At 60.5% G+C, this 19,806-nt stretch carries 39 protein-coding genes and 1 pseudogene; 39 read left to right on the top strand and 1 reads right to left on the bottom strand.

What is annotated here, in order from left to right:
* Window positions 1–255: 255 nt before the first annotated feature.
* From ABD708_RS11210 to ABD708_RS11075, 31 genes and pseudogenes are all read left to right on the top strand, one after another.
* On the top strand, window positions 256–417 hold the full coding sequence (locus ABD708_RS11210; protein ID WP_344754375.1) for a hypothetical protein: 162 nt from the start codon (window positions 256–258) through the stop codon (window positions 415–417).
* On the top strand, window positions 414–635 hold the full coding sequence (locus ABD708_RS11205; protein ID WP_344754373.1) for a hypothetical protein: 222 nt from the start codon (window positions 414–416) through the stop codon (window positions 633–635). Before ABD708_RS11210 ends, ABD708_RS11205 begins: the two co-directional genes overlap by 4 nt.
* Window positions 632–844 carry a hypothetical protein gene (locus tag ABD708_RS11200; protein ID WP_344754371.1) on the top strand — a complete coding sequence of 71 codons (213 nt, stop codon included), beginning with the start codon at window positions 632–634 and terminating at the stop codon, window positions 842–844. Before ABD708_RS11205 ends, ABD708_RS11200 begins: the two co-directional genes overlap by 4 nt.
* Window positions 841–1,020, top strand: a complete 180-nt coding sequence (locus tag ABD708_RS11195; RefSeq protein WP_344754369.1) for a hypothetical protein — start codon at window positions 841–843, stop codon at window positions 1,018–1,020. The genes ABD708_RS11200 and ABD708_RS11195 overlap by 4 nt, the downstream gene beginning before the upstream one ends.
* Window positions 1,010–1,183 carry a hypothetical protein gene (locus tag ABD708_RS11190; RefSeq protein WP_344754367.1) on the top strand — a complete coding sequence of 58 codons (174 nt, stop codon included), beginning with the start codon at window positions 1,010–1,012 and terminating at the stop codon, window positions 1,181–1,183. Before ABD708_RS11195 ends, ABD708_RS11190 begins: the two co-directional genes overlap by 11 nt.
* The gene (locus tag ABD708_RS11185; protein ID WP_344754365.1) at window positions 1,180–1,395 is read left to right on the top strand and encodes a hypothetical protein; all 216 of its coding nucleotides are present in this window, start codon (window positions 1,180–1,182) and stop codon (window positions 1,393–1,395) included. The genes ABD708_RS11190 and ABD708_RS11185 overlap by 4 nt, the downstream gene beginning before the upstream one ends.
* Window positions 1,392–1,601 carry a hypothetical protein gene (locus ABD708_RS11180; RefSeq protein ID WP_344754363.1) on the top strand — a complete coding sequence of 70 codons (210 nt, stop codon included), beginning with the start codon at window positions 1,392–1,394 and terminating at the stop codon, window positions 1,599–1,601. Before ABD708_RS11185 ends, ABD708_RS11180 begins: the two co-directional genes overlap by 4 nt.
* Window positions 1,598–1,735: a hypothetical protein gene (locus ABD708_RS11175; RefSeq protein ID WP_344754361.1), complete on the top strand. Its 138-nt coding sequence runs from the start codon at window positions 1,598–1,600 to the stop codon at window positions 1,733–1,735. The genes ABD708_RS11180 and ABD708_RS11175 overlap by 4 nt, the downstream gene beginning before the upstream one ends.
* Window positions 1,736–1,746: 11 nt before the next feature.
* Window positions 1,747–2,535: a PD-(D/E)XK nuclease-like domain-containing protein gene (locus ABD708_RS11170; protein WP_344754359.1), complete on the top strand. Its 789-nt coding sequence runs from the start codon at window positions 1,747–1,749 to the stop codon at window positions 2,533–2,535.
* Window positions 2,532–3,638 carry a hypothetical protein gene (locus tag ABD708_RS11165; RefSeq protein WP_344754357.1) on the top strand — a complete coding sequence of 369 codons (1,107 nt, stop codon included), beginning with the start codon at window positions 2,532–2,534 and terminating at the stop codon, window positions 3,636–3,638. Before ABD708_RS11170 ends, ABD708_RS11165 begins: the two co-directional genes overlap by 4 nt.
* A complete protein-coding gene (locus tag ABD708_RS11160; protein WP_344754355.1) occupies window positions 3,635–4,411 on the top strand; it encodes a hypothetical protein in 777 nt (258 codons plus the stop codon). The genes ABD708_RS11165 and ABD708_RS11160 overlap by 4 nt, the downstream gene beginning before the upstream one ends.
* A complete protein-coding gene (locus tag ABD708_RS11155; RefSeq protein WP_344754353.1) occupies window positions 4,408–4,860 on the top strand; it encodes a RusA family crossover junction endodeoxyribonuclease in 453 nt (150 codons plus the stop codon). The genes ABD708_RS11160 and ABD708_RS11155 overlap by 4 nt, the downstream gene beginning before the upstream one ends.
* On the top strand, window positions 4,778–5,218 hold the full coding sequence (locus tag ABD708_RS19480) for a WhiB family transcriptional regulator (RefSeq protein WP_425553280.1): 441 nt from the start codon (window positions 4,778–4,780) through the stop codon (window positions 5,216–5,218). The genes ABD708_RS11155 and ABD708_RS19480 overlap by 83 nt, the downstream gene beginning before the upstream one ends.
* Window positions 5,170–6,111, top strand: coding sequence for a hypothetical protein (locus tag ABD708_RS11150; protein WP_344754351.1), 942 nt, complete (start codon window positions 5,170–5,172; stop codon window positions 6,109–6,111). Before ABD708_RS19480 ends, ABD708_RS11150 begins: the two co-directional genes overlap by 49 nt.
* A gap of 85 nt (window positions 6,112–6,196) precedes the next feature.
* A complete protein-coding gene (locus ABD708_RS11145) occupies window positions 6,197–6,841 on the top strand; it encodes a Mom family adenine methylcarbamoylation protein (RefSeq protein ID WP_344754349.1) in 645 nt (214 codons plus the stop codon).
* The gene (locus ABD708_RS19475) at window positions 6,838–7,086 is read left to right on the top strand and encodes an FDXHR family putative zinc-binding protein (protein ID WP_425553279.1); all 249 of its coding nucleotides are present in this window, start codon (window positions 6,838–6,840) and stop codon (window positions 7,084–7,086) included. Before ABD708_RS11145 ends, ABD708_RS19475 begins: the two co-directional genes overlap by 4 nt.
* Window positions 7,079–7,405, top strand: coding sequence for a hypothetical protein (locus ABD708_RS11140; RefSeq protein WP_344754347.1), 327 nt, complete (start codon window positions 7,079–7,081; stop codon window positions 7,403–7,405). Before ABD708_RS19475 ends, ABD708_RS11140 begins: the two co-directional genes overlap by 8 nt.
* Window positions 7,402–7,905: pseudogene (locus ABD708_RS19470) on the top strand (DNA cytosine methyltransferase); the annotation flags it as partial. The gene ABD708_RS11140 and the pseudogene ABD708_RS19470, both read left to right, overlap by 4 nt.
* A gap of 55 nt (window positions 7,906–7,960) precedes the next feature.
* Window positions 7,961–8,407: a hypothetical protein gene (locus tag ABD708_RS11135; protein ID WP_344754345.1), complete on the top strand. Its 447-nt coding sequence runs from the start codon at window positions 7,961–7,963 to the stop codon at window positions 8,405–8,407.
* Window positions 8,408–8,457: 50 nt separating this feature from the next.
* Window positions 8,458–8,622: a hypothetical protein gene (locus ABD708_RS11130; protein ID WP_344754343.1), complete on the top strand. Its 165-nt coding sequence runs from the start codon at window positions 8,458–8,460 to the stop codon at window positions 8,620–8,622.
* On the top strand, window positions 8,619–9,215 hold the full coding sequence (locus tag ABD708_RS11125) for an HNH endonuclease (RefSeq protein ID WP_344754340.1): 597 nt from the start codon (window positions 8,619–8,621) through the stop codon (window positions 9,213–9,215). Before ABD708_RS11130 ends, ABD708_RS11125 begins: the two co-directional genes overlap by 4 nt.
* Entirely contained in the window at window positions 9,187–9,567 is a 381-nt protein-coding gene (locus tag ABD708_RS11120) for an HNH endonuclease (protein WP_344754338.1), read from the top strand. The genes ABD708_RS11125 and ABD708_RS11120 overlap by 29 nt, the downstream gene beginning before the upstream one ends.
* Window positions 9,567–10,244 carry a hypothetical protein gene (locus ABD708_RS11115; protein ID WP_344754336.1) on the top strand — a complete coding sequence of 226 codons (678 nt, stop codon included), beginning with the start codon at window positions 9,567–9,569 and terminating at the stop codon, window positions 10,242–10,244. The genes ABD708_RS11120 and ABD708_RS11115 overlap by 1 nt, the downstream gene beginning before the upstream one ends.
* A gap of 500 nt (window positions 10,245–10,744) precedes the next feature.
* On the top strand, window positions 10,745–12,247 hold the full coding sequence (locus ABD708_RS11110; protein ID WP_344754335.1) for a DUF7666 domain-containing protein: 1,503 nt from the start codon (window positions 10,745–10,747) through the stop codon (window positions 12,245–12,247).
* The gene (locus ABD708_RS11105; protein ID WP_344754534.1) at window positions 12,247–12,624 is read left to right on the top strand and encodes an A1S_2505 family phage non-structural protein; all 378 of its coding nucleotides are present in this window, start codon (window positions 12,247–12,249) and stop codon (window positions 12,622–12,624) included. The genes ABD708_RS11110 and ABD708_RS11105 overlap by 1 nt, the downstream gene beginning before the upstream one ends.
* On the top strand, window positions 12,624–12,962 hold the full coding sequence (locus ABD708_RS11100; protein WP_344754333.1) for a hypothetical protein: 339 nt from the start codon (window positions 12,624–12,626) through the stop codon (window positions 12,960–12,962). The genes ABD708_RS11105 and ABD708_RS11100 overlap by 1 nt, the downstream gene beginning before the upstream one ends.
* Window positions 12,962–13,168 (top strand): hypothetical protein, encoded by a 207-nt coding sequence (locus ABD708_RS11095; protein WP_344754332.1) that lies wholly within the window; start codon window positions 12,962–12,964, stop codon window positions 13,166–13,168. The genes ABD708_RS11100 and ABD708_RS11095 overlap by 1 nt, the downstream gene beginning before the upstream one ends.
* A complete protein-coding gene (locus tag ABD708_RS11090) occupies window positions 13,165–13,332 on the top strand; it encodes a hypothetical protein (RefSeq protein WP_344754331.1) in 168 nt (55 codons plus the stop codon). The genes ABD708_RS11095 and ABD708_RS11090 overlap by 4 nt, the downstream gene beginning before the upstream one ends.
* A gap of 72 nt (window positions 13,333–13,404) precedes the next feature.
* Window positions 13,405–14,304, top strand: coding sequence for a phosphatase domain-containing protein (locus ABD708_RS11085; protein ID WP_344754330.1), 900 nt, complete (start codon window positions 13,405–13,407; stop codon window positions 14,302–14,304).
* 7 nt (window positions 14,305–14,311) lie between these two features.
* Window positions 14,312–15,385, top strand: a complete 1,074-nt coding sequence (locus ABD708_RS11080) for an RNA ligase (protein WP_344754329.1) — start codon at window positions 14,312–14,314, stop codon at window positions 15,383–15,385.
* Between the two features lie 289 nt (window positions 15,386–15,674).
* Complete coding sequence (locus ABD708_RS11075; RefSeq protein WP_344754328.1) at window positions 15,675–16,280, top strand: hypothetical protein; 606 nt, start codon at window positions 15,675–15,677, stop codon at window positions 16,278–16,280.
* Here the strand turns inward: ABD708_RS11075 and ABD708_RS11070 are convergent.
* On the bottom strand, window positions 16,264–16,470 hold the full coding sequence (locus ABD708_RS11070) for a hypothetical protein (protein ID WP_344754327.1): 207 nt from the start codon (window positions 16,468–16,470) through the stop codon (window positions 16,264–16,266). The two genes, ABD708_RS11075 and ABD708_RS11070, sit on opposite strands and share 17 nt — an antisense overlap.
* Before the next feature lie 91 nt (window positions 16,471–16,561).
* Here ABD708_RS11070 and ABD708_RS11065 point away from each other — a divergent pair, with 91 nt between their 5' ends.
* The 8 genes from ABD708_RS11065 to ABD708_RS19520 all read left to right on the top strand — a co-directional run bounded on the left by ABD708_RS11065 (window position 16,562) and on the right by ABD708_RS19520 (window position 19,676).
* Window positions 16,562–16,729 carry a hypothetical protein gene (locus tag ABD708_RS11065; protein WP_344754326.1) on the top strand — a complete coding sequence of 56 codons (168 nt, stop codon included), beginning with the start codon at window positions 16,562–16,564 and terminating at the stop codon, window positions 16,727–16,729.
* Between the two features lie 8 nt (window positions 16,730–16,737).
* Entirely contained in the window at window positions 16,738–17,196 is a 459-nt protein-coding gene (locus ABD708_RS11060) for a hypothetical protein (protein ID WP_344754325.1), read from the top strand.
* A 45-nt stretch (window positions 17,197–17,241) separates the two neighbouring features.
* Complete coding sequence (locus tag ABD708_RS11055) at window positions 17,242–17,490, top strand: hypothetical protein (RefSeq protein ID WP_344754324.1); 249 nt, start codon at window positions 17,242–17,244, stop codon at window positions 17,488–17,490.
* Window positions 17,483–18,100, top strand: a complete 618-nt coding sequence (locus ABD708_RS11050; RefSeq protein WP_344754323.1) for a hypothetical protein — start codon at window positions 17,483–17,485, stop codon at window positions 18,098–18,100. Before ABD708_RS11055 ends, ABD708_RS11050 begins: the two co-directional genes overlap by 8 nt.
* Window positions 18,101–18,336: 236 nt before the next feature.
* The gene (locus ABD708_RS11045) at window positions 18,337–18,636 is read left to right on the top strand and encodes a hypothetical protein (RefSeq protein ID WP_344754322.1); all 300 of its coding nucleotides are present in this window, start codon (window positions 18,337–18,339) and stop codon (window positions 18,634–18,636) included.
* Complete coding sequence (locus ABD708_RS11040; RefSeq protein ID WP_344754321.1) at window positions 18,633–18,809, top strand: hypothetical protein; 177 nt, start codon at window positions 18,633–18,635, stop codon at window positions 18,807–18,809. Before ABD708_RS11045 ends, ABD708_RS11040 begins: the two co-directional genes overlap by 4 nt.
* Window positions 18,806–19,015 carry a hypothetical protein gene (locus tag ABD708_RS11035; RefSeq protein ID WP_344754319.1) on the top strand — a complete coding sequence of 70 codons (210 nt, stop codon included), beginning with the start codon at window positions 18,806–18,808 and terminating at the stop codon, window positions 19,013–19,015. Before ABD708_RS11040 ends, ABD708_RS11035 begins: the two co-directional genes overlap by 4 nt.
* A gap of 460 nt (window positions 19,016–19,475) precedes the next feature.
* The gene (locus tag ABD708_RS19520) at window positions 19,476–19,676 is read left to right on the top strand and encodes a helix-turn-helix domain-containing protein (protein WP_486326947.1); all 201 of its coding nucleotides are present in this window, start codon (window positions 19,476–19,478) and stop codon (window positions 19,674–19,676) included.
* The last annotated feature ends 130 nt before the right edge of the window (window positions 19,677–19,806 follow it).

The raw sequence follows: 19,806 nt of genomic DNA, 5'->3' as shown, positions 1-19,806 counted from the left end.
ACGGCCGTCCTCTTTCTTTGGACATCCCCGAAACGGACCGCGACGAGTACCTGCGCGGTTGGCAGTCAGGCAAGTGGCAAGTGCGGAGGGATTCGTGATGCCCGAACAGGAGCAACTTCCCGCTGGTGAGGAAGCGAAAGAGTTCAGCCTCTTCGACCTGGGGTTCCTTGACGGACTTCAGGGTGAGCCGTGCCGGGACACGTACCGCACTGAACGGTCCTACCGGGACGGCTGGGTGAAAGGAATTCAGCAGTCATGAACTACAAGACACCTGTTGACCTCAGGTTCACTCTCATTCCCGAAACCGTGCGGAACTTCGCTGACGAATGCGCCGCCCGGACGGTGATCAACCGCCACTCAACCTCCGACGCGATGCGAGACGAACTTCTTGCAGCTCTCGGGTTGGACCCGGAATGAACCGCCTCACCCCGCACGAACAGAACGAACGTCGGCGTGAGGTGAAGAAGAAGCAGAAACGCGAACGCCGCACCGGAAGACATCAACGGTTGCGGGTTGAGAAGGTGGCCGGCCTGACCCAGTTGGACAAACGCATCCGCCAACTCGACCGCTTTCAGGAGTACAAAGCGGCACGCGACTACGCCACCGTGTTGAAGATCAAACGGAACCTGGCGTGAAGCTCTGCGAAGTCACCGTCTATTGGACGGGGCACTACTCAACGGAGACGATGCGCGCCAAATGGGGACTTTGGGTCGACCGGCCCGACACGAAGGTGTTCACCCGCGACGGGTCCTTGAACACCGTCACCGCCCACAAAGTCAACAACACGTGGTGGGTCGGAGCTGACGCCACGATCCGCTGGAACGTCATTGGGGAGATCAGATGACGATCTACGTCTGCTTCCGTCACCGGCACCTTCAACCGTGCCCCGACTGCCAACCCAAAGCGGAAGTCATCGACTTCCCCACACCCGACTTCATCCCGACCGCACCCGATCGGGAGTACTTCCGCCACAACTTCGCGGAAACCAAACGATGGATCGAGGACGATCATGCTCGATGAGCTGCAGCGCATCGGCGCGAAAGAGTACGCGGCCAGGTGGCAGGACGAGTTCGAAGACTACAAGGCCGACTGGCGGGATGTGGTGGTCCTCAGCGCCGCAACGATCAGCGGCCTCATTCCTCTCTCGCTGATCGCCCTTGCTGTGATCTTGGTGGCCCGGTGAGGAAATTCGAGCTCACCTACTGGTACCGGTCAGGCGATGACATCGAAACTGAGCGTGTTCCTGGCGAGCTGCGCTTCGAGAATGACCGGTTGAAGGTCTTCCGACTTGACCGTTCCGGCGTTGATTGGACCTACACCGTTCACTTCGACGGGGCCAAGTGGCGTTCCGAGAAGGGCGCCGTGGTCACGTTCCGGGAGATGAACGCCGCGTGAGCGTCGGAACGGCGGTACTCGCTGTTTTCGCGTTGCTGTATGGCGTCCTCGCGGGTGTTCTCGCTTACGCGATCGCGACCGCGCAACAATCCGAAGCCCCTCGAGACGTTCAGATTCTCGGCTGGGTGATGTTCTCCATTGCCTCAACCGTGTCCCTCGGGATGCTCACCCTCGGTGTTCTCGCCCTGATTGGAGTGATGCCTTGAAACTCTCAGACCTGCTGTTCATTGCTGCCCTCGTCGTATTCGCGCCGGGGGCAATTTTCTTGGCCTACGGGGTGATCTTCCTCGCGCTGGTGATCATCTGCGGCGGCGCAGCACTGAAGGCGAGCGGTCATTGATAGTGCCGTCCATGTCCGAAGCGGAGTATCACGCTCGCCCTGAACTGTCCTCCACTGAGGCGCGCCGAATCCTTGACTCGCCGGCCAAGTACAGGTGGTTCAAGGATCACCCGCAGAAGCACGAATCGTTCTTCGATGCCGGTTCTTCTGTGCACGCGAAGGTCCTGGGGACGGGGTACGGGGTTGTCGAGTTGGACTATCCCGACTGGCGCACGAAAGCCGCCCAGCAGGAACGGGATGACGTTCGGGCTGAGGGCAAGATCCCCATGTTGAAGAAAGACATGGTTGAGGTGAACCTCATGTCCGAATCGGTGTTGGCTCACCCCATCGCACGAGCATTGTTCGAGCAGCCCGGACAAGCTGAAGCATCCGTGTTCTACACGGACCCTCTGACGGGTGTGGACATGCGGGCAAGATTCGACTATCTCCCCCACCCGACCGACAGGCGACGAGTCGCAACGGACCTGAAAACTACTTCAGGGAAAGCCGACCCTTCAGGGTTCGCGAAATCCGCCGCCAGCTACGGGTACGACGTGCAACGCGGTCACTACTTGGAGACGCTTGAGGACGACTCAGAGCTTGTGTTCGTCGTCGTTGAGAAGGAACCGCCCTACCTCGTTGGGGTTCATCAGCTCGCACCCGAGTTCGCGTCAATGGGGGAAGTGAAAGCGAAACGGGCGCGCGAGCTGTTCGCCGAATGCACCGCCTCAGGTAAGTGGCCCGGGTATCCCGAGCAGGTTCAGCTTGTGACCGCACCCGTATGGAGCGTCTACGAATTCCAGGACAAGTACGAGTCATGATCGGACCCGTTTGGTTCCAGGTCGCCGCTTTCGCGATTCTCGCCCTCATCGTCGGGTCGGCCCTGTTCGACCTACTCATCTACGGACCACGGCACGAAAACGAATCATTCGTGCCCGCGCTTTTCAAGAAAGCAGGAACCTGTGTTTTCAAATACAGGGAGCGTTCGCTCCTCGGTAAGATCCACCAGCGGGAACTTGACGACATCGACTATCTGGCGAGTCGTGAACGCGACAAGCTCGCCGCTCTCCGGGGACATCGGGGAGCCGTTGAAGCACATCGAACTGGAACCTCTGGAGGTTCCGTCAACGGTCCCGGCAACAGTGCCCGCACAGGAACCGGTGCCAGCGTGAACCAGTACAACCCGTTCTCGTACCAGATGTCGTACACGTACGCGAATCCCTACCGCTCTGGCGGTCTCGTTCCGGCATCCTCCACTTCCGGCGAGTTCGCCGGCCTGGACTTGGCACCAGGTGTTGTGCACGGTGCACGGTCGTTCAAAGTCGACCGTCTCGGGCGGCTTACAGGCGTGACCTACCCGGAAACGTGGACTCCCGGGGAAAACCTTGCGAAGTGCATGCGCCAGGAAGACGCCTATTCGACGGGGTTCTACTTCAAGGGCCAACCCGCGACAGTCATCCACTACCGGGCCGGTACGGACGAGTACGAGATTCAGTTGGCGAACGGGTCCGTCGAGTTCATCTCCGCCCGAATCGCATCGCAAATCATGGCGAACCCGCAACTGATGCTTCCGCTAGCCGACCGTGACAAGACGCACAAGATGGACACCTGCGCGCACGGGTTCTACGCCTACTACGAAGGCTCAAACGACTACTACAAAGAAGGATTCGTTTCGGCCGTAATCGAAGGGTACGGGGAGACAGTCGTCGGCACCCGAGGCTTCCGGTGCATGAAGGCGAAGATCCTCGCAATCACCCTGGACAAGAACGTCCCCCTCGGAACCGCCGCGAAGGTTCGCCGCAACTACCCCGACATTCCCGTGTTCACCACGTTCAAAGAAATGCTCTCCGAATACCCCACCGATCTCGGAGATGCGGAGATCACCCCTGAGAACACTGAGGACTTCTGGACAAGGAAAGCATGACCGACATTCAGTTGCCCGTTGAGCGGATTCCCGCTTCACAAGGGACGATGATCGAGCAGACTCGGGCCGTGGCAGAAGTCGCCGCTGCGGTGAAGCTTGCCAAGGAGTTCCCTCGTGACACGACGGAAGTCATCGCCGCGACGAAGGAACTCTGCTCCCGTCTCGCTGTAGCTCAGCGTGCGTTCTACGAAGTTCCCAACAGGGGCGCCGGCCTGTCAGTGCACATCGCCCGCGAACTCGCCCGCATCTGGGGCAACCTTGACTATGGCGTGCGCGAACTGAACCGCGACGATGACAAGGGCGTGTCAGAACTTCAGGCGTTCGCTTGGGACGCTGAACAGAATGTCCGCTCTACCCGTTCGTTCATTCAGCCTCACGAGCGCATGGTGAAGGGGGCCCGCAAGCGCCTCACTGACCTATCGGACATCTATCTTCAGAACCAGAACGTCGCCGCGCGTGCCGTACGTGAGTGCATCTTCTCCGTCATTCCCGGATGGTTGCTCGCTGAAGCGGAAGCCACCCTCAGGGCGACTCTGAAGAACGGTGACGGGAAACCGATCGAGCAACGTCGTCGTGAAGCGATTGCCGCTTTCGCTGACCTGAAGGTGACGCAAGCGCAGCTCGAGAAGCGGTTGAACAAGTCGCAGGCGAAGTGGGACGCCTTGGATGTCTCCGGGCTTGTGAGGGTGTTCACGTCGATCACCCAGGACAGCATCCCCGTCACTGAGTTCTTCCCTGATGAGGTTGTGCAGATTCCAGAGGTTGAGCAGTGAGTGATGAGTTCCTGAAGGGGCCAGTCGAGCGGATTCGCCGGCTGGCCTTTTCTGTTGTCGGGAAACCAATCACCCAGGGCAGCAAGAAGGCGTACAAGGTTGGGAACTTCGTGCGCATCGTTGACGCCAACGAGGAAGCGTTGCAGGACTGGCGGGCGTCCGTTGTCGCTGCCGCGCGAATCGCAATGGATGGGCGTGACGGTTTCGAACGTCAAACCCCTGTTGCGGTGTTGACGACGTTCTACCTGAAGCGTCCGACGACGATAAAGCGACTGTGGCCGACCGTCCCCCCGGATGTCGAGAAGCTCTCCCGGGCGATGCTCGACGCGATGACCATCGCCGGGGTGTACGGCGACGACTCCCAAGTTGTCCGCGCCACATCCGAGAAGAAGTACGCCGACCGGGATCACCCAATCGGCGCGGAAGTGCTGGTGGTTGAACTTGCCTGATGATCCTGAGTCGTGGCGTAAAGAAGCATCCTGCCGCGACATCGACGACCCTGATGTGTTCTTCTCCCCTCACGGTTCGGACCAGGCGCGAGCTGCGGCTTTGTGCGCCGACTGCCCTGTGAGGGCTCAGTGCTTGACGTACGCGCTGGACACGGACACGCAGGACGGTTTCTGGGGCGGCAAAACGGAAGCGCAAAGAGCGCGCATGCCGAGGGTGAGACAAGTCAAGCACTGCAAGTCCCGGCTTCACAGTCTCGAATCCGACGCGGATTACATCTACTTCTCGAACGGCGAACGGAGGTGCAAGGCGTGCCATCTGGCAACACTGGAAAGACTGAAGGCGGCACGCACGGCGTGATCTGCCCGCCCAATCACAAGCATGCGTTGACACTCACCTGCTACCGAATGCACGAATGCCGATGCCCGGAGTGCGTTTCGGGGCATCGCGAACGGCGCCGTCAACGCGCGAAGGCGCAAGCGTACGGGCGGTGGGACAACGGGTTCGTTGACCCCGCCAAGTCGCTGAACCGGATTCGCGAACTGATGGAGTTTGGGATGGGTGTCCACACGATCGAACACCGGTCTGGGGTGTCTAGGGAGACCGTGGAGAAGATACTCGCAGGGCAACCGAAGGTACGGCGCTCAACGGAAGAGCGAATCCTCGCCCTGATCCCTGATCATTCGACCGCAACCCCTGGAGCCCGCATTCCATCGACGGGTGCGAGGCGACGCATTGAGGCTTTGATCGCAGTGGGTTGGAGCCTCGCCGCGCAGGCGGAAGAGATGGGTTTGTACGGGCCACAAATGGTTCGCCTGTTGCGTTCCACCCAGATCACCTCGGACTTGAACCGGCGCATCGGTGAGCACTATTCGCGGTTGTGGAACCAGAATCCTCCGATGACCAACCAATACGAGCGCCGCGCCTACAAGGGGGCTCTGAAGTGGGCGAAAGAGAAGGGGTTCGTTGCGCCTCTCGCTTGGGATGACATCGACAACGACCCCGAACCGCCTCTCAGTGAAGTTGCCCCGATCTGCGACGAAGTGAAGGTCGATCTCGCGATGGAAGGCAAGAGCGTCACGTTGAACCGTCTCGAACGAGAACTCCTTGTGCGGAAAGCGCACGACCTTAGGTGGTCAGACAACCGGACGGCAGACGTGTCAGGCATCGATTCCAGAACAGTTCTGCGCATTCGCCGCGATCTGGGAATCGACGCGTGGCCCCAAGAACTACTCGAGAAGAGGACCGCATGAGCGGATTGATCGTCGCCGGCATCTGGGCTCTCATCATCGGCATAGGCGCCCTCGTCATCTGGGCAGACGGGCGTCAGCCCTGGCAATGACTGCCCTATTCTCAATCGACGCGCAAGTCGATTCGGTCGGTGTCGAGTGGTCTATCGGCACCGACCTTGACGTTAATGCGCTACTGGATGCCGAACACTACCTCGGGCCACTCACATCGGGCGGCTATGAATTGATCATCATCGGATCAGTCGAGGACCATGTTGTCGCCGCTCAGGTGTGGCGCAATCCGACATCACGTCATCTTCCCGCTGATGGTTCATGGCTAGAACTGTCCCGCTGGTGCCTCACGTCCGAAGCTGGCGCCAACGCCGGATCTCGGATGCATCGATACGCCGTCAGGACAATCACCCGGCGACTCCCGAAGGTGACCACCCTCGTCTCTTACTCCGACCCGGGGCACGGTCACACGGGTGCTCTTTATCGCGCGTGCAACTGGGTGTGGCGTCCCACGTGGCAACGACTCAGACCGCCTCCCACCGGAAACGGATCATGGGACGGAGACAGGGCCGAGGCAATCAAGGATCGGTGGATCTTCGGAACACGCCACGACGCTGCGCGTGAGCAAATCGTGCGCATCACGGACATGGCCGCGATTCGGTACTGGCGCGAACACGCCACTGATCACGAGATCCGCTGGGCGCGGAAACATCCTCAGCTCGACATCGAAGGAATCGCATGATCGTCACTCATCCCCGCTGTGGGAAATCGTGGGCACAGCACGGAAACAGGACGGGTCATTGTTCCGCCTGTTGCCACACGTTCGAGGGCACAACGCTTTTCGACGCGCACCAAACCATTCAGGCTGACGGCTCTGTTATATGCCGCGAACCCACCGTTATGAAGTTCTCCGGTTACGGGCTGATCTTCAAGGACGGTTCGTGGCGGAGCGGCAAACCGTTCGATTCGACGGTGTTCGTTGACTGACCTCGCGGCGTACAAGCGGAGTCGCGAGTTCAAGACGTGGGCCAGGGCCAACACCTTCAACGGGTACACCTGGTTTCCCGAACGATCGGAAGCGCAGAAGAACGCGTCCCGTGAAGCAGCCCGCAAATCGAACACGGCTCGTTCCGAGAAAGCTGAACGGCTGTTCGAGAACGTCGACTGGCTCATCCGCATGGGCGAACACCCGTTGTTGATCGCGCAAGAGGTCGGGTTCAAGCCTGTGTCGTTCGCGAAATGGTGCCGCCGAAACGGGCATGAGGACGTGGCCCGGATGTTCGAAGAGAAGAAAGAGGCCATGTGAGCCTGACGATCGGTTCGCTATGCAGCGGCTACGGAGGACTTGACCTTGCGGTTGAGTCCTTTTTTGATGCCGAAACGCGGTGGTTCTGCGAGTTCGAGGAAGCACCGTCGAAGGTGCTTGATGCGCACTGGCCCGGTGTTCCGAACTTCGGTGACCTGACGAAGGTCGACTGGGCGCTTGTGGAACCGGTCGACATCATCGCTGGCGGAACACCCTGCCAAGACCTCAGTGCGGCTGGGCGCCGCAAGGGCATGACCGAGGGCACCCGCTCGAACCTCTGGGTGCAGATGAGAGAAGCCATCGCGGTCATCCGACCGCGCTACGTGATTTGGGAGAACGTTCGTGGAGCCTATTCGGCCTATGCCTCTAGCGATGTGGAACTCGAGGAGGGACTGCTGGGAGAGTACGGGCCCAAGCGACCTGCTCTCCGAGCACTTGGACGTGTTCTCGGGGACCTTTCCGATCTCGGGTATGACGCGTCGTGGGCAGGTGTTCGCGCGTCCGACGTCGGCGCCCCGCACGAGCGGTTCCGGATCTTCGTCGTCGCCTGGGACCGTGCTGCCCACCCCGATGGCTTCCGATGGGGAGAAGACGTCGAGCGTGTACGGGCGGGGGAATCCGACGCTGCGCGGGATCACGCAGTCGTTGCCGACGCCGCGCGCCTCGAGGGGAGCCTCGTCGACGGAGACGGTGCGGCTGTTGCCGACGCCGGACGCGTACGAGGGCGAGCGGGGCGGGTCGCAGCATCCGGAGAAGCGCCGGGCGGGCGGTCACACCCCGTATCTGGCATCGGTGGCGGAATGGGTGCTGTTCCCGACGCCGAGCGCGTCGGTGACGAACGACGGCGAGGACACGGAGACGTGGCTAGCGCGCCGGGAACGGGTGAAGGCGACCGGGGTGAACGGGAACGGCATGGGTATGCCGCTGACGATCACGGTGCAGTTGCTTGGGGAGTTTACGAACCAGCGATTCGACGATGGGAACACGCACTCGGACGAGTAGCGCCCGCACCGACAGAAACAAGCGTCAAAGGTTCGCAACGCCTCGCACCCGTGTTCGTTGAATGGATGATGGGCCTCCTCGACGGCTGGGTCACTGACCCCGCAATCGGCCTCACACGAACCCAGCAGTTGAAGGCACTCGGCAACGGGGTCGTGCCGCAGCAGGCGTACTACGCACTCGATCTGCTCTTGGATGACGAGGAGTTGGCGGCATGAGTAGCACGAAGCTGATCCGTCAGGTGATCAGCAGGGACGTCCCCGAGAAGAGATTTTGGAACAAGGTCGACAAGAGTGGCGACTGCTGGCTGTGGATCGGATCGAAGGACAGCGCAGGATACGGGCAAGTCTCCGTGAAAGGCGCGATGCGGAAGGCTCACCGTGTCTCTTATGAGACTGCTGTCGGGCCGATCCTTCCCGGCATGCAGATCGATCATCTCTGCCGTGTTCGCGCGTGCGTGAATCCGGATCATCTGGAACAGGTAACGCCGGCAGAGAACCGCAAGCGCGCGGGCCGCATCCAGAAGTCGATTATCTGCGGGCGGGGCCACCGAATCGAGGGCGACAACGCCTACGAGTGGCACGGCACGACTATGTGCCGCGAATGCCGCCGCCTGCGTCGGCGAAAAGACCAGGTTCCCGCACTCCGAAAGGAAGTAACTCCCGAGATGTCTCAGCAGATCGCACTTGCAGTACAAGGCGGCATGTCCGTACATCAGGCGGCGGAACAATTCGGGGTGTCGCGCAGAACCATCACCAATCACGTGAGAAAGGTTGCCGCGCGTGAGCAGCATTCCCAAGAAGGTGCGTGACATCGTTCTCGACCGAGCACAGGGCCGCTGTGAGGGCTGCGGCGCATGCGCGGAGCTCGAGCTGCACCACCGCAAGTTCCGGTCACGAGGCGGCGAACACACTGCATCCAACCTCGTCGCGCTGTGCGGCTGGGGAAACCACACCGGATGCCACGGCAACGCTCACGCGAGCACGACCGCCGCTCGCAGAGGATGGGCCGTCAACTCGTGGAACGACCCGACCGTGATCCCCTTCCAGTCTTGGTCGGGCTGGTGGGAACTCCACGACGACGGAAGCCGCAATTTGCTCAACGCCGGGATCGCTCAGGAACGTATTGCGACGTTCGTTGGGCCTGTAAGGACGGGGGTCTGATGCCGTGGTTCAAGATCGATGATGCGTTCTGGTCGCACCCGAAGACGCTGCGGTTGTCTCCCGAGGCGGTGGCTTTGTGGGTTCGAGCTGGGACTTATGCGTCTCAGAACCGCACTGATGGGGTGATCGATGCGCACATCCTGCCCGTGTTCGGTGGTGTCAGTGGTGCGTCTCAAGAGTTGATCGATGCGGGGTTATGGGAGCCGCATGAGCGCGGGTTCGTTTTCCACGATTGGGATGACTACCAGCCCTCCAAGGCTGACATCGATGCGCGCCGCGAAGCCGACCGAGCCCGCAAGGCGGAATGGCGTGAGAAGAAAGCAGCGAAACGTGGGGATAAGTCCGCTTCTACCGATGTGGGGAAATCGGCCTCTACCAAACCGTCGAACGCTCAGGGCACACGTCTTCCCGAAGGTTGGAATCCCCCGACTGAAGAGATCGCATCAGCTCGGCAGTACGCCCCTCACGTGGATCTGAAAGCGGAGCACGAGAGGTTCACGGACTACTGGCTTTCCACCCCCGGAATCAAAGGTCGGAAGACCGATTGGGTTCGGACTTGGCGGAACTGGATGAAGACCGCCGAATCGCGTGCGAAACCGCAAACGGTTCAGGGCAGGAATAGGGCTGCGGAGTGGGGCTCCAAGATGGTTCCCCAGCTGGAGGGCATCGAGCAATGAACCGTGAACACGCGGTGAAGGTGTTGGCGAAGTGTTCAGGGTATGACGCTCGCCGGCCTGACGATTTGGAGATCGCAGCTTTCACGGAGGCTCTCGCGCACGTCGACTACGACAAGGCTCTTGCCGCGGTGGCGGAGCACTACCAGGCGGAGACGCGAAGGATCATGCCCGCTGACATCATCAGACTCGTCTCTGCTCGACCTGCGCGGGTTCACGTCCATAAGTGGCTAAACGACGGCACTTGCTATGGCGGCGATGGTTGCACGGAGCGTGTCGTATGAGCCACAAGTGGACGATTCGACGGCTCGACCCTGACTCAACTCACATCTGGCATTGGTGGGTGTCTCACCCCGCAACGTTCACGTTCGAGGTGTTCCGAACGTGGGACGATGCGATGCATTTCGTGAACGCCCGCATCATGCATTCCGAACCTTCATAACTGAAAACGACTCTTTGGTTGACGCCCTTCGGGGCGTCTTTTTTTGTGGAAGGAGTGACCATTGAAGGTCACCAATCAGACCGAGCTGGACAACGCTCTCGCAGACCCAAAGGTGTCGGTCATCGATATCGTCGGCGGGGATTACTACCGGCTGGGTGACACGGGATCGAAGACGGTCTACGTCTACGACTCGGCCACCATCAAGTACGTCTCCGGCTCGGCCACCATCAAGTACGTCTACGGCTCGGCCACCATCGAGAACGTCTACGACTCGGCCACCATCGAGAACGTCTACGACTCGGCCACCATCAAGTACGTCTACGACTCGGCCACCATCAAGTACGTCTACGACTCGGCCACCATCAAGTACGTCTACGACTCGGCCACCATCAAGTACGTCTACGGCTCGGCCACCATCGAGAACGTCTACGACTCGGCCACCATCAAGTACGTCTACGACTCGGCCACCATCAAGTACGTCTACGACTCGGCCACCATCGAGAACGTCTACGGCTCGGCCACCATCGAGAACGTCTCCGGCTCGGCCACCATCAAGTACGTCTCCGGCTCGGCCACCATCGAGAACGTCTACGACTCGGCCACCATCAAGTACGTCTACGGCTCGGCCACCATCGAGAACGTCTACGGCTCGGCCACCATCGAGAACGTCTACGGCTCGGCCACCATCAAGTACGTCTACGACTCGGCCACCATCAAGTACGTCTACGACTCGGCCACCATCAAGTACGTCTACGACTCGGCCACCATCAAGTACGTCTCCGGCTCGGCCACCATCGAGAACGTCTACGACTCGGCCACCATCAAGTACGTCTACGACTCGGCCACCATCAAGTACGTCTACGGCTCGGCCACCATCGAGAACGTCTACGGCTCGGCCACCATCAAGTACGTCTACGGCTCGGCCACCATCGAGAACGTCTACGGCTCGGCCACCATCAAGTACGTCTCCGGCTCGGCCACCATCGAGAACGTCTACGACTCGGCCACCATCAAGTACGTCTACGACTCGGCCACCATCAAGTACGTCTACGACTCGGCCACCATCGATGCGGTGAGCGGCCTTGTCGTGGTCCAGTTCCTGAAGGGCCGCGCGAAGATCAAGCGCGCTGACGGTCTGGTCATCATCATCAAGTACGACAAGGCCGCGGAAGTGACTGGCGGGAACGTCATCGACCGCACCGCGCTCGACCTTGAGAACCCCGAAGTCTGGGCTGAGGTCAACGGTGTTGAGGTGGTTGACGGGAAGGCGATCCTCTACAAGGCGGTTCGGGATGACCTGAAGTCGTATCACGGCTTCGAGTACCCCATCGGGAAGACCGTCACCGCACCGGATTGGTCGGAGGACAACGATTGCGGCGGCGGTTTGCATGTTTCCCCGCACCCCTACGAAGCGCACACTTACGACAGTTCTGCGACCCGGTTCCTGAAGATCGAAACGAGCCTGAAGAAGTTGCGGCCGATCAACCAGGGCGGCGCACCGAAGGCGAAGTTCCATCGGGGGAAGGTGCTTGCGGAGGTCACGAAGGACGGTGAGTTGGTGTGATGTGGAAGAACGCGCCTGACGCGATTCGCGCGAGCGACTTGGGACCGAACGATGTCTTCGTTTTCGGTTCGAATGCCCAGGGCCTGCATGGGGGCGGTGCGGCATTGTTCGCTTACAACCATTTGGGCGCTGTTTGGGGTGAGGGCGAGGGACTGTTTGGTCAGTCGTACGCCCTGCCAACAATGGGTTCGGATGACGAGTTGGAGGCTGCTGTCGGCAGGTTCCTCGTGTTCGCTTCCGAACACCCCAAGTTGACGTTCCTAGTGACGAAGGTCGGCACGGGTATCGCCGGCCGCTCCGTCAAGGACATTGCACGGCTGTTCAAGTCCGTTCCAAGCAATGTCGTTCTGCCGGTTGAGTTCGAGAAGGAGAACTAGTGGCTGTAGTCCAGTTGAAAGACGTCCGTGTTGAGCGTGTTCATTCACGCGGCAACGGTGTGACTGTTCTAGAGCAGTCGGGAAAGTTCAAGACGTATTGGGCTGTGTTCTTCGAGGAACCGTCCGGGCTTCAGGTTGGCGACACGGTTTCCCTCTCAGGATTCTTGTCCGTGAAGGTGTCGGACAAGACCCGTGAGGACGGCACCCCGTTCCTCGACTACGCGTTGAACAAGCCGCGCATTCAAGGTGCAGAGCCGCGAGCCGTCCCGGTGTCGACCGACTCCTACGACCCCAGCAATCCGAGCCCTTGGGCCGTCGATGATTCGGCACCATTCTGATGAGTGAGCTGATTCGTGTCACTCATGACGAGGACGACAACCTTGACGAGTTCGTTGCCCGGGGTGTGAACGTGCACTTCGAGCGGATGGGCGACGGGCAATGGTGGGCTGGGATCGATTTGGAGAACGGCGACTCGTGGCACCTCAACTTCGGAACCGTGAATCCTCGCGCGAAGGTATACGCGAGAGCGGATTTGAACCCGTGAGCGAGTTCACTGACGCGCAGGTCATCGCAGCGATCGACGCCGCACTCCGCGCACGTGACATGCCAGCAGTCGTATCGCTGCTGCACGTGCTCGCCCTGCAAGCACCCACGCAAGCGCAACTGCTCGCGGACGCGATATCGCTTCTGCCGTCAGGAAGTGACTAACCGCTTACACGTACTCGTATCTGTACACATTCCGGGCCGCCCTTCGGGGTGGCCCTTCGCGTTGGGAGAACCATGCCGAAGATCATCCTCACCCGTGGTTTGCCCGCTTCGGGCAAGACCGAGTGGGCGAAGAGTTGGGTGTCGAAGGACCCCGAGCACCGGGTCAACGTGAACCGCGACGACCTCCGGAAGGCACTCTTCAACGCGGGAAAGGCGCCCTTGTCATACGCGCAGGAGCAGGTCATCACGAAGGCCCAACAGGGCATCGTGAAGGGCGCCCTCGAGAAGGGGCTCGACGTCGTGGTGTCCGACAACAACCTCGCAGCGAAGTACATCAAGCAGTGGTACCAGTTCGGTGAGGTCGAGTTCCAAGACTTCGAAGTTCCCCTCGACGAGTTGATCAAACGGGACTTCGACCGTCACGACCCTGTTGGTGAACAGGTCATCCGAGACAGGTGGCAGAGGTTCACCCGGAACGGGAAGTTGCCCGTGCCGCCGCCGAAGGCCGAGGTCGACGTGGATGGTGACCTTTACTCCCCCGACGTGACGAAACCGAAGGCGTACATCTTCGACATCGACGGAACCCTGGCGATGATCAACCCCGACAACCCGAGGTCACCCTACGACCGGGAAAGGGTCAGTGAGGATCACGTCGTCACCGCCGTACGCAGAGTCCTGTGGCAGTTGGAGAAAACGGCAACCATCCTCATCACCTCAGGCAGGGATGAGATTTGCCGCCCCGCAACTGAGGAATGGTTGGACAACCACCACATCCCCTACACGCAGCTCTTCATGCGCGCCGAAGGCGACACCCGCAAAGACCACGTGGTGAAGCTCGAGCTGTTCAACAAGCACATCCGCCACAACTACAACGTGCAAGGCGTCTTCGATGACCGCCTCCGTGTGGTGCGGATGTGGCACCGCATCGGCGTTCCCCTCTTCCGCGTCGGCGACCCCGATGCCGACTTCTAGGAGACTCGTGCTTCTCTCTGACTTCATCGACATCTCCGACATGGCCCACGAAGCGCACGAGGGTTACGTCAAGGTTCAGGTCCACCCCGAGTTCCCGCACTTGCAGATCGCCGGTTACACGGACAAGTGCCAGTACGACAACCACTGGACTCCCACCACAAAGGCGCTGCGTGGGGTGATCTTCGATGTTCGCACGTTCGAAGTGAAGGCGCGTCCCTTCGGGAAGTTCTTCAACTACGGTCAACAGCCCGAACAATACGACCCTGACGCGGCGATCATCGGCGCCTACAACAAGTGGGACGGTTCGTTGGGAATCGGGTATGTGCAACCAAATGGGAGGCCGGCGATCGCCACCCGAGGTTCGTTCGTCTCGGAGCAAGCAATCCACGCGAACGATCTGCTCGCGAAAGACCCCGATTTGCAGGACGCGATCCGGTCCTGGGTGTCGGATGACATCACACCGCTTTGGGAGATCGTGTATCCCCAGAACCGGATCGTTGTCGACTACGGCGACATGGATGACCTGGTTTTCCTCGGGACGGTAGACAACGCGACAGGCGAGTTTTCACCTTGGGCCGACTCACGATTCCAGGAGCCCGCTCATGGAGGGACGTTGCGGGAAATCCTCGAGATCCCTCCCCGGAAGAACCATGAAGGGTTCGTGATCTGGTTCGACCCCGCCCATGCGGTGAAAGTCAAGCAGGAGGACTACCTCGCCTTGCATCGGATTGTCTCGAGCTTGTCCGTAAAGGAAGTGTGGCGTCAGCTTCGAGCAGGGACATTCAGGAGTTGGGCCGAGGGTTTGCCTGACGAGTTCCACGAGTGGGCGCGGGAAACAGCTCTTCCGATGGCGCTCGATTATGACGACAAGCTCACTGGCATGCGGAAAATCCATGAGGGACTCCTGGCGAAGGGTTTCCCGACACGCAAGGAGCAAGCCCTTTGGGTGCAAGAGTTCATCGCCCCAGAGGACCGAGGTTTGATGTTCGGCCTTCTAGACGGCAGGGACATATCCGATTCGATTTGGCGGCAGTTGGAACCGAAAGGCAACCAGCCAATGAGGAATGTGGAGTCTGAGTGAAGCGTAGACGTGTGAACGCTGACGAGCAGGACGCTTACGGGCCTTGGCGGAAGCTGCTCTGTTACCTGGACCGTCCGGGTGTGGTGAAGAAGATCAAACGCCGCACCCACAAGAGGGAACGGCAGGAAGCGAAACGTGAGATGAGGGAGGCCGAGTGATCGCCTGTGTAACAAATGAGCTTCTGGACATCCGTTCCTGCACGGTCAAAGACCAACATCTTGATTCGTGTGATGGGTTCGAGTACCGGTGGCGGGACGTGTGGAACCCACAGTTGAAGAGGGATGTCCCGGTGAGGTTCTACACCGGGAGGGAGTGCACGGGCTGTTTGCCGCGTGAAGCGTCGAACGGTTTGCTGTGTTGGCATTGCTTTGAGAAGTGGCGTGAAGCGCTTTCGGTTGCGAAGGACATGATCACCCACCTTCGCTCAGTCGAGAGGGCGCAGCAGGTCGACAATCAAGGCATCCGGGCTTCGAGCTCATGGGTCCTCCCGATCCCAACCTCATGGAGAACCGCCGACGAGCTGCTCACTCTTCTATCAGGGGCGCACTTCGCGTCAACGGACTCCATCGACGATGTGGTCTCCATCACGACAGACATTGTGGATTCCATCGACCCTGAGTTGTTCGTCACAGCCGAGCAGGGTGCTGAGAACGCTGTCAGGTTCTACCGCCTCACCCAGAAAGCAATGGCATCCCACCCGATGAAGGAATATGAACATCGGGTGAGGAACGTCAGGTGTTACAAGTGCCGGCAGAGAACCCTGTTGTGGAAGCCCCCACTTCAGTTCATGGACGACATTCACGTTGTATGTCAGAACCCGGACTGCGGGGCTGTGGTGGATCAGACGCTGTTCGAACGATTAGCGGTCCTCGAGGAAGCTAAGCCTTCCGCTTGAGTGCACGGGATACGGCAGTGGGCGAGTTCATCCCCGCCGCGTCCTGCAACTCGTCCCAGGTGGCCCCCTCGCCCTTCGCTCGGCGCATCAGTTCGTCGCGCTCCGACATGAGCGATTCGCGGCGTGAGTCCACCAGGGCAATCTTCTTCGCAAGCGAACGGATCTGCTTGAGGGTCACGACTTTCTCCACCTTCGCGACTATACGGGGTGTAGGGATTAAGCGTGAAAGCAATCTACACTCGGTGTAGTAACTTTCCTACACTAGGTGTAATGTCAATTCCGTGTTCAAGCACATGCACCGCATCATCGGATGGCTTTCCAGCCCTGAGAACCGGAAGGACATGGACCGCATCCGCTGGTGCCTCGTGATCCTCGTCCCCATCCTCGCGATTGCCATCCTCGGGCACGTCATCGAGACGACCCAGATCCAATACATCGTCATCAAGTAAGGACCCCAATGCCTGACCTGACCTACAGCCCCGGTGACACGATCACCCTCGAAAAGGACGGCGACCGCCTAGTGCGGGAAGTGCGGCTCAACGCGGGTTTGCCGGTGGTCGACGGCATGTACGAGCGCATGCACTTCGTTGGGTCTCTGCTCATGGCCGGCTGGACCATCACCTCCGTCACCCCGAAGCCCGCACCTCTGCCGACCGAGCCGGGTGGATACCGGGACGCGCGAGGCGTCGACTGGATTCTCGATGACCACTTCGACTGGTACTGCGTGGACGCCAACTATGAGGATGACGCAACCAAGCGCGCCCCGTTCACTCGCCTCATCCCCGAGTCCGCCGTGGCCGAGGCCAAGCAGGAGGCGCACCAGAGCGCGTATCGGTGGCTGTTCGCGCACCATGAGCCGTCCGTTCCGCCCACTGTGCTTGATGATTTCGCTCACGATTTCGGGGTGAAGGCATGAGCACCCTCACCGAGCGCCTGAACGAGTTCATGAAGGAGTCCTCTGATGCCCGTTGATCTGCCACCCGAAGTCATCGAAGAAGCAGTCGCGGCGATCGGGTTCACCGAGCGAGCTGTGCTAGCCGGTGCGGCCGTAACTGCATCGTTTGAAATTCGCTCTGCTGCCCCGATCATCGCCTCTTACGTCCGTGTTCAGACGCTGAAAGAGGTGCGTGCCGTTGTCGAGCCATTCCAGGTCGGCACTGAGGTGTCCGACGCTATCGACCGTCTTGCGAAGGAGGGGAACGATGGGTGAGCCGTACACGCCGAGCATCGACGAGCGCGAGAAGTTGAAAACGGCGCTCACAGATGGCTACTGGAAGCGCACCGGATATCGCGTGTCATGGGAACATCTCGGGCCGCTCGTGGACGCGATCCTTGAGTCTGACTGGCTCGCCGCCCACGACGCCGACGTGCGCGCCAAGACGCTGCGTGAGATTGCCGATCTGGCCGAGGCGGACACGTTGCCGCCGAAGAGCCGCTTGGACGAGTATCTGTTCGCGGCCACACAGGCGACCCGCGAGCGCGCCGAGAAGGCCGAGGCTGAGCGTGACGCTCTCGCCGCCCAGCTCGCCAAGGCAAAGGACTACATCACCGAGTGCCGCGCGCGGAACATGTTGCCTCGCGCGCTTACATTGCTCGACATCCTCGACGCCGACCCGTTTTCGCTCCTGGCCGAGCGTGACGCGCGCATGCGTGCTGAGGGCGGCAAGCAGGCGCTGCTGAGCGCTGCCTCGCAGGCGGACTCCGCGGGGCACTACTGGTCGGGCGCGCCTGCGAAGTCGTTCTTCGACCTGGCGGACGGCTTCCGTGCCCGCGCCGAGCAGGAGCACCAACCACTCGATTCGGAGGTGACCAATGGCTGACGGGTACGGGTGGCTGCTAGAGAACTGCGGGCAGCCGTCAATGCGGGAGCACGCTGCTCATCTTGACGACGACTACCACGAGCAGGGCTGTAGCCACTGTGAGCAGCACGAGGGATGCGACCACGCCGAGCATCCCGAACCACTCGAACAGGAGTCCGACGATGCCTGAGCTGATCTCCGAGACGCGGCCCGTCGCTCGCGTTGATCATTACTGCCTGGTGTGTGGATGCATCGCAGTGCGCGCCGGAGAGCGATACCTGCGGCGCGTCTACGCCTTCGACGGGAGCGTGTACGCGTGGATCTCGTGCGCTGAGTGCGACTCGATCTACAACCTCGTTGCGTCATGGGCCTATGACGACGGTGAGGGCATCGGTTCCGATGAGTACCACGAGTGGGCGTACGAGTACGCCTGGGACTCCGACCACGGCGAGGCGGCTCGTGCGTTCCTCCGGCGCTCGGATAGCGAGACTCCAGAAGGACCCGAGCACGCCCAACCACATGAACGGGAGTCGGGGCAGAAAGAGGCCGGCGAATGAGCGCACCCGGACCTGTGCAGATAATGCATGAACTGCCCGAAGACCTGTTCTGGATTCGCATGTGGCAGGACGCCTTCCGCGCGCAGTGCGAGGTTTCGCGCCGCTGGATGCGCAAGGCAGATGAAGCACGTGCGGAGGTCGCCCGACTGATCGAACTGCAAGAGGCGTCATGAAGATTGAGCGCGACTATGTCAAGAACCAGGTCCGGGGGCTCTTCAGCCGACGCCTCTGGAAGAACAGGAACATTGCTGGCGTGGTCTACTACGCGAGCGGTGCCGGTGGCGTCTCCGGGGTTGGCAATACCCCGCGTGAGGCTGTGAACTCGGCATGCGAGGCCTACCGCATGTGGCGCCAATCGGGGGCGTCGACCGATGTGTGACCGCACAGCGAACTTCGCCCTAGCGCCGGCCGCCGAGTCCTTCGAAGAAGACCTGAGCATCGCGGACGTTGAGAGCATCCCATGTGCTTCACCCCACGACCGCTACAACCCAGCACACCGAGTCCGCCGCGACGGCATGACGTACCTGTGGCATGGAGGGCGCGACCTGACCGTGACACTCGACCCGCAAGGGGTGATCGGATGACCCTCCCCCAACAACTCAGGCGCCTAGCAACCTACCTCGAAGCTCACAACGGGAAATGCCCCGCAAGTGAGCTTCTACTGTTAGACGGCCCAACCATCACCTCAACCTGCACCCGCAGGAAGGGCCACAAGGGCGAACACAAAGCCCAAGACGGACACCGGTTCGGGTCAACCGAAACACTCCAAGCATGGCTAGACGGAAGGTACTGACGATGAGTGAGCTCACCAACCAACCGGTTGGCCGCAAAACGCGCGCATGAGGGAGTGGCTGACTCTTGTGGATGCGGCTGAGCTTGTGGGTCGGAATAAGCGCACGGTTCAGCGTTGGGCTTCGGCTGGTCTCGTGGACACGTGGCGTCCGTTCCGTTCGGTTCTGTACCGTCGCGTCCAGCTTCTCGCCGTTGAGGCTCGGATGGATGATGCTGCGGCGCATCCGTCGTTCGGCCGCGACTCATAAGTGTTTCGCGTGTGTTTTGCGGAATTCATAACTTTTCGTTTGACATCGTGTGTCGCGCGTGTCACGCTGTAAGAGTCACAACTGGACTTGTGTCCGCGTGACCTTCTGACTGCCTCTTCCGGAATCCGGT

This window comes from Gryllotalpicola koreensis, assembly GCF_039538185.1.
GTDB lineage: Bacteria > Actinomycetota > Actinomycetes > Actinomycetales > Microbacteriaceae > Gryllotalpicola > Gryllotalpicola koreensis.
Note: the sequence above shows the minus strand (reverse complement) of the source record. Positions and strands in the feature narration are given on the sequence as shown.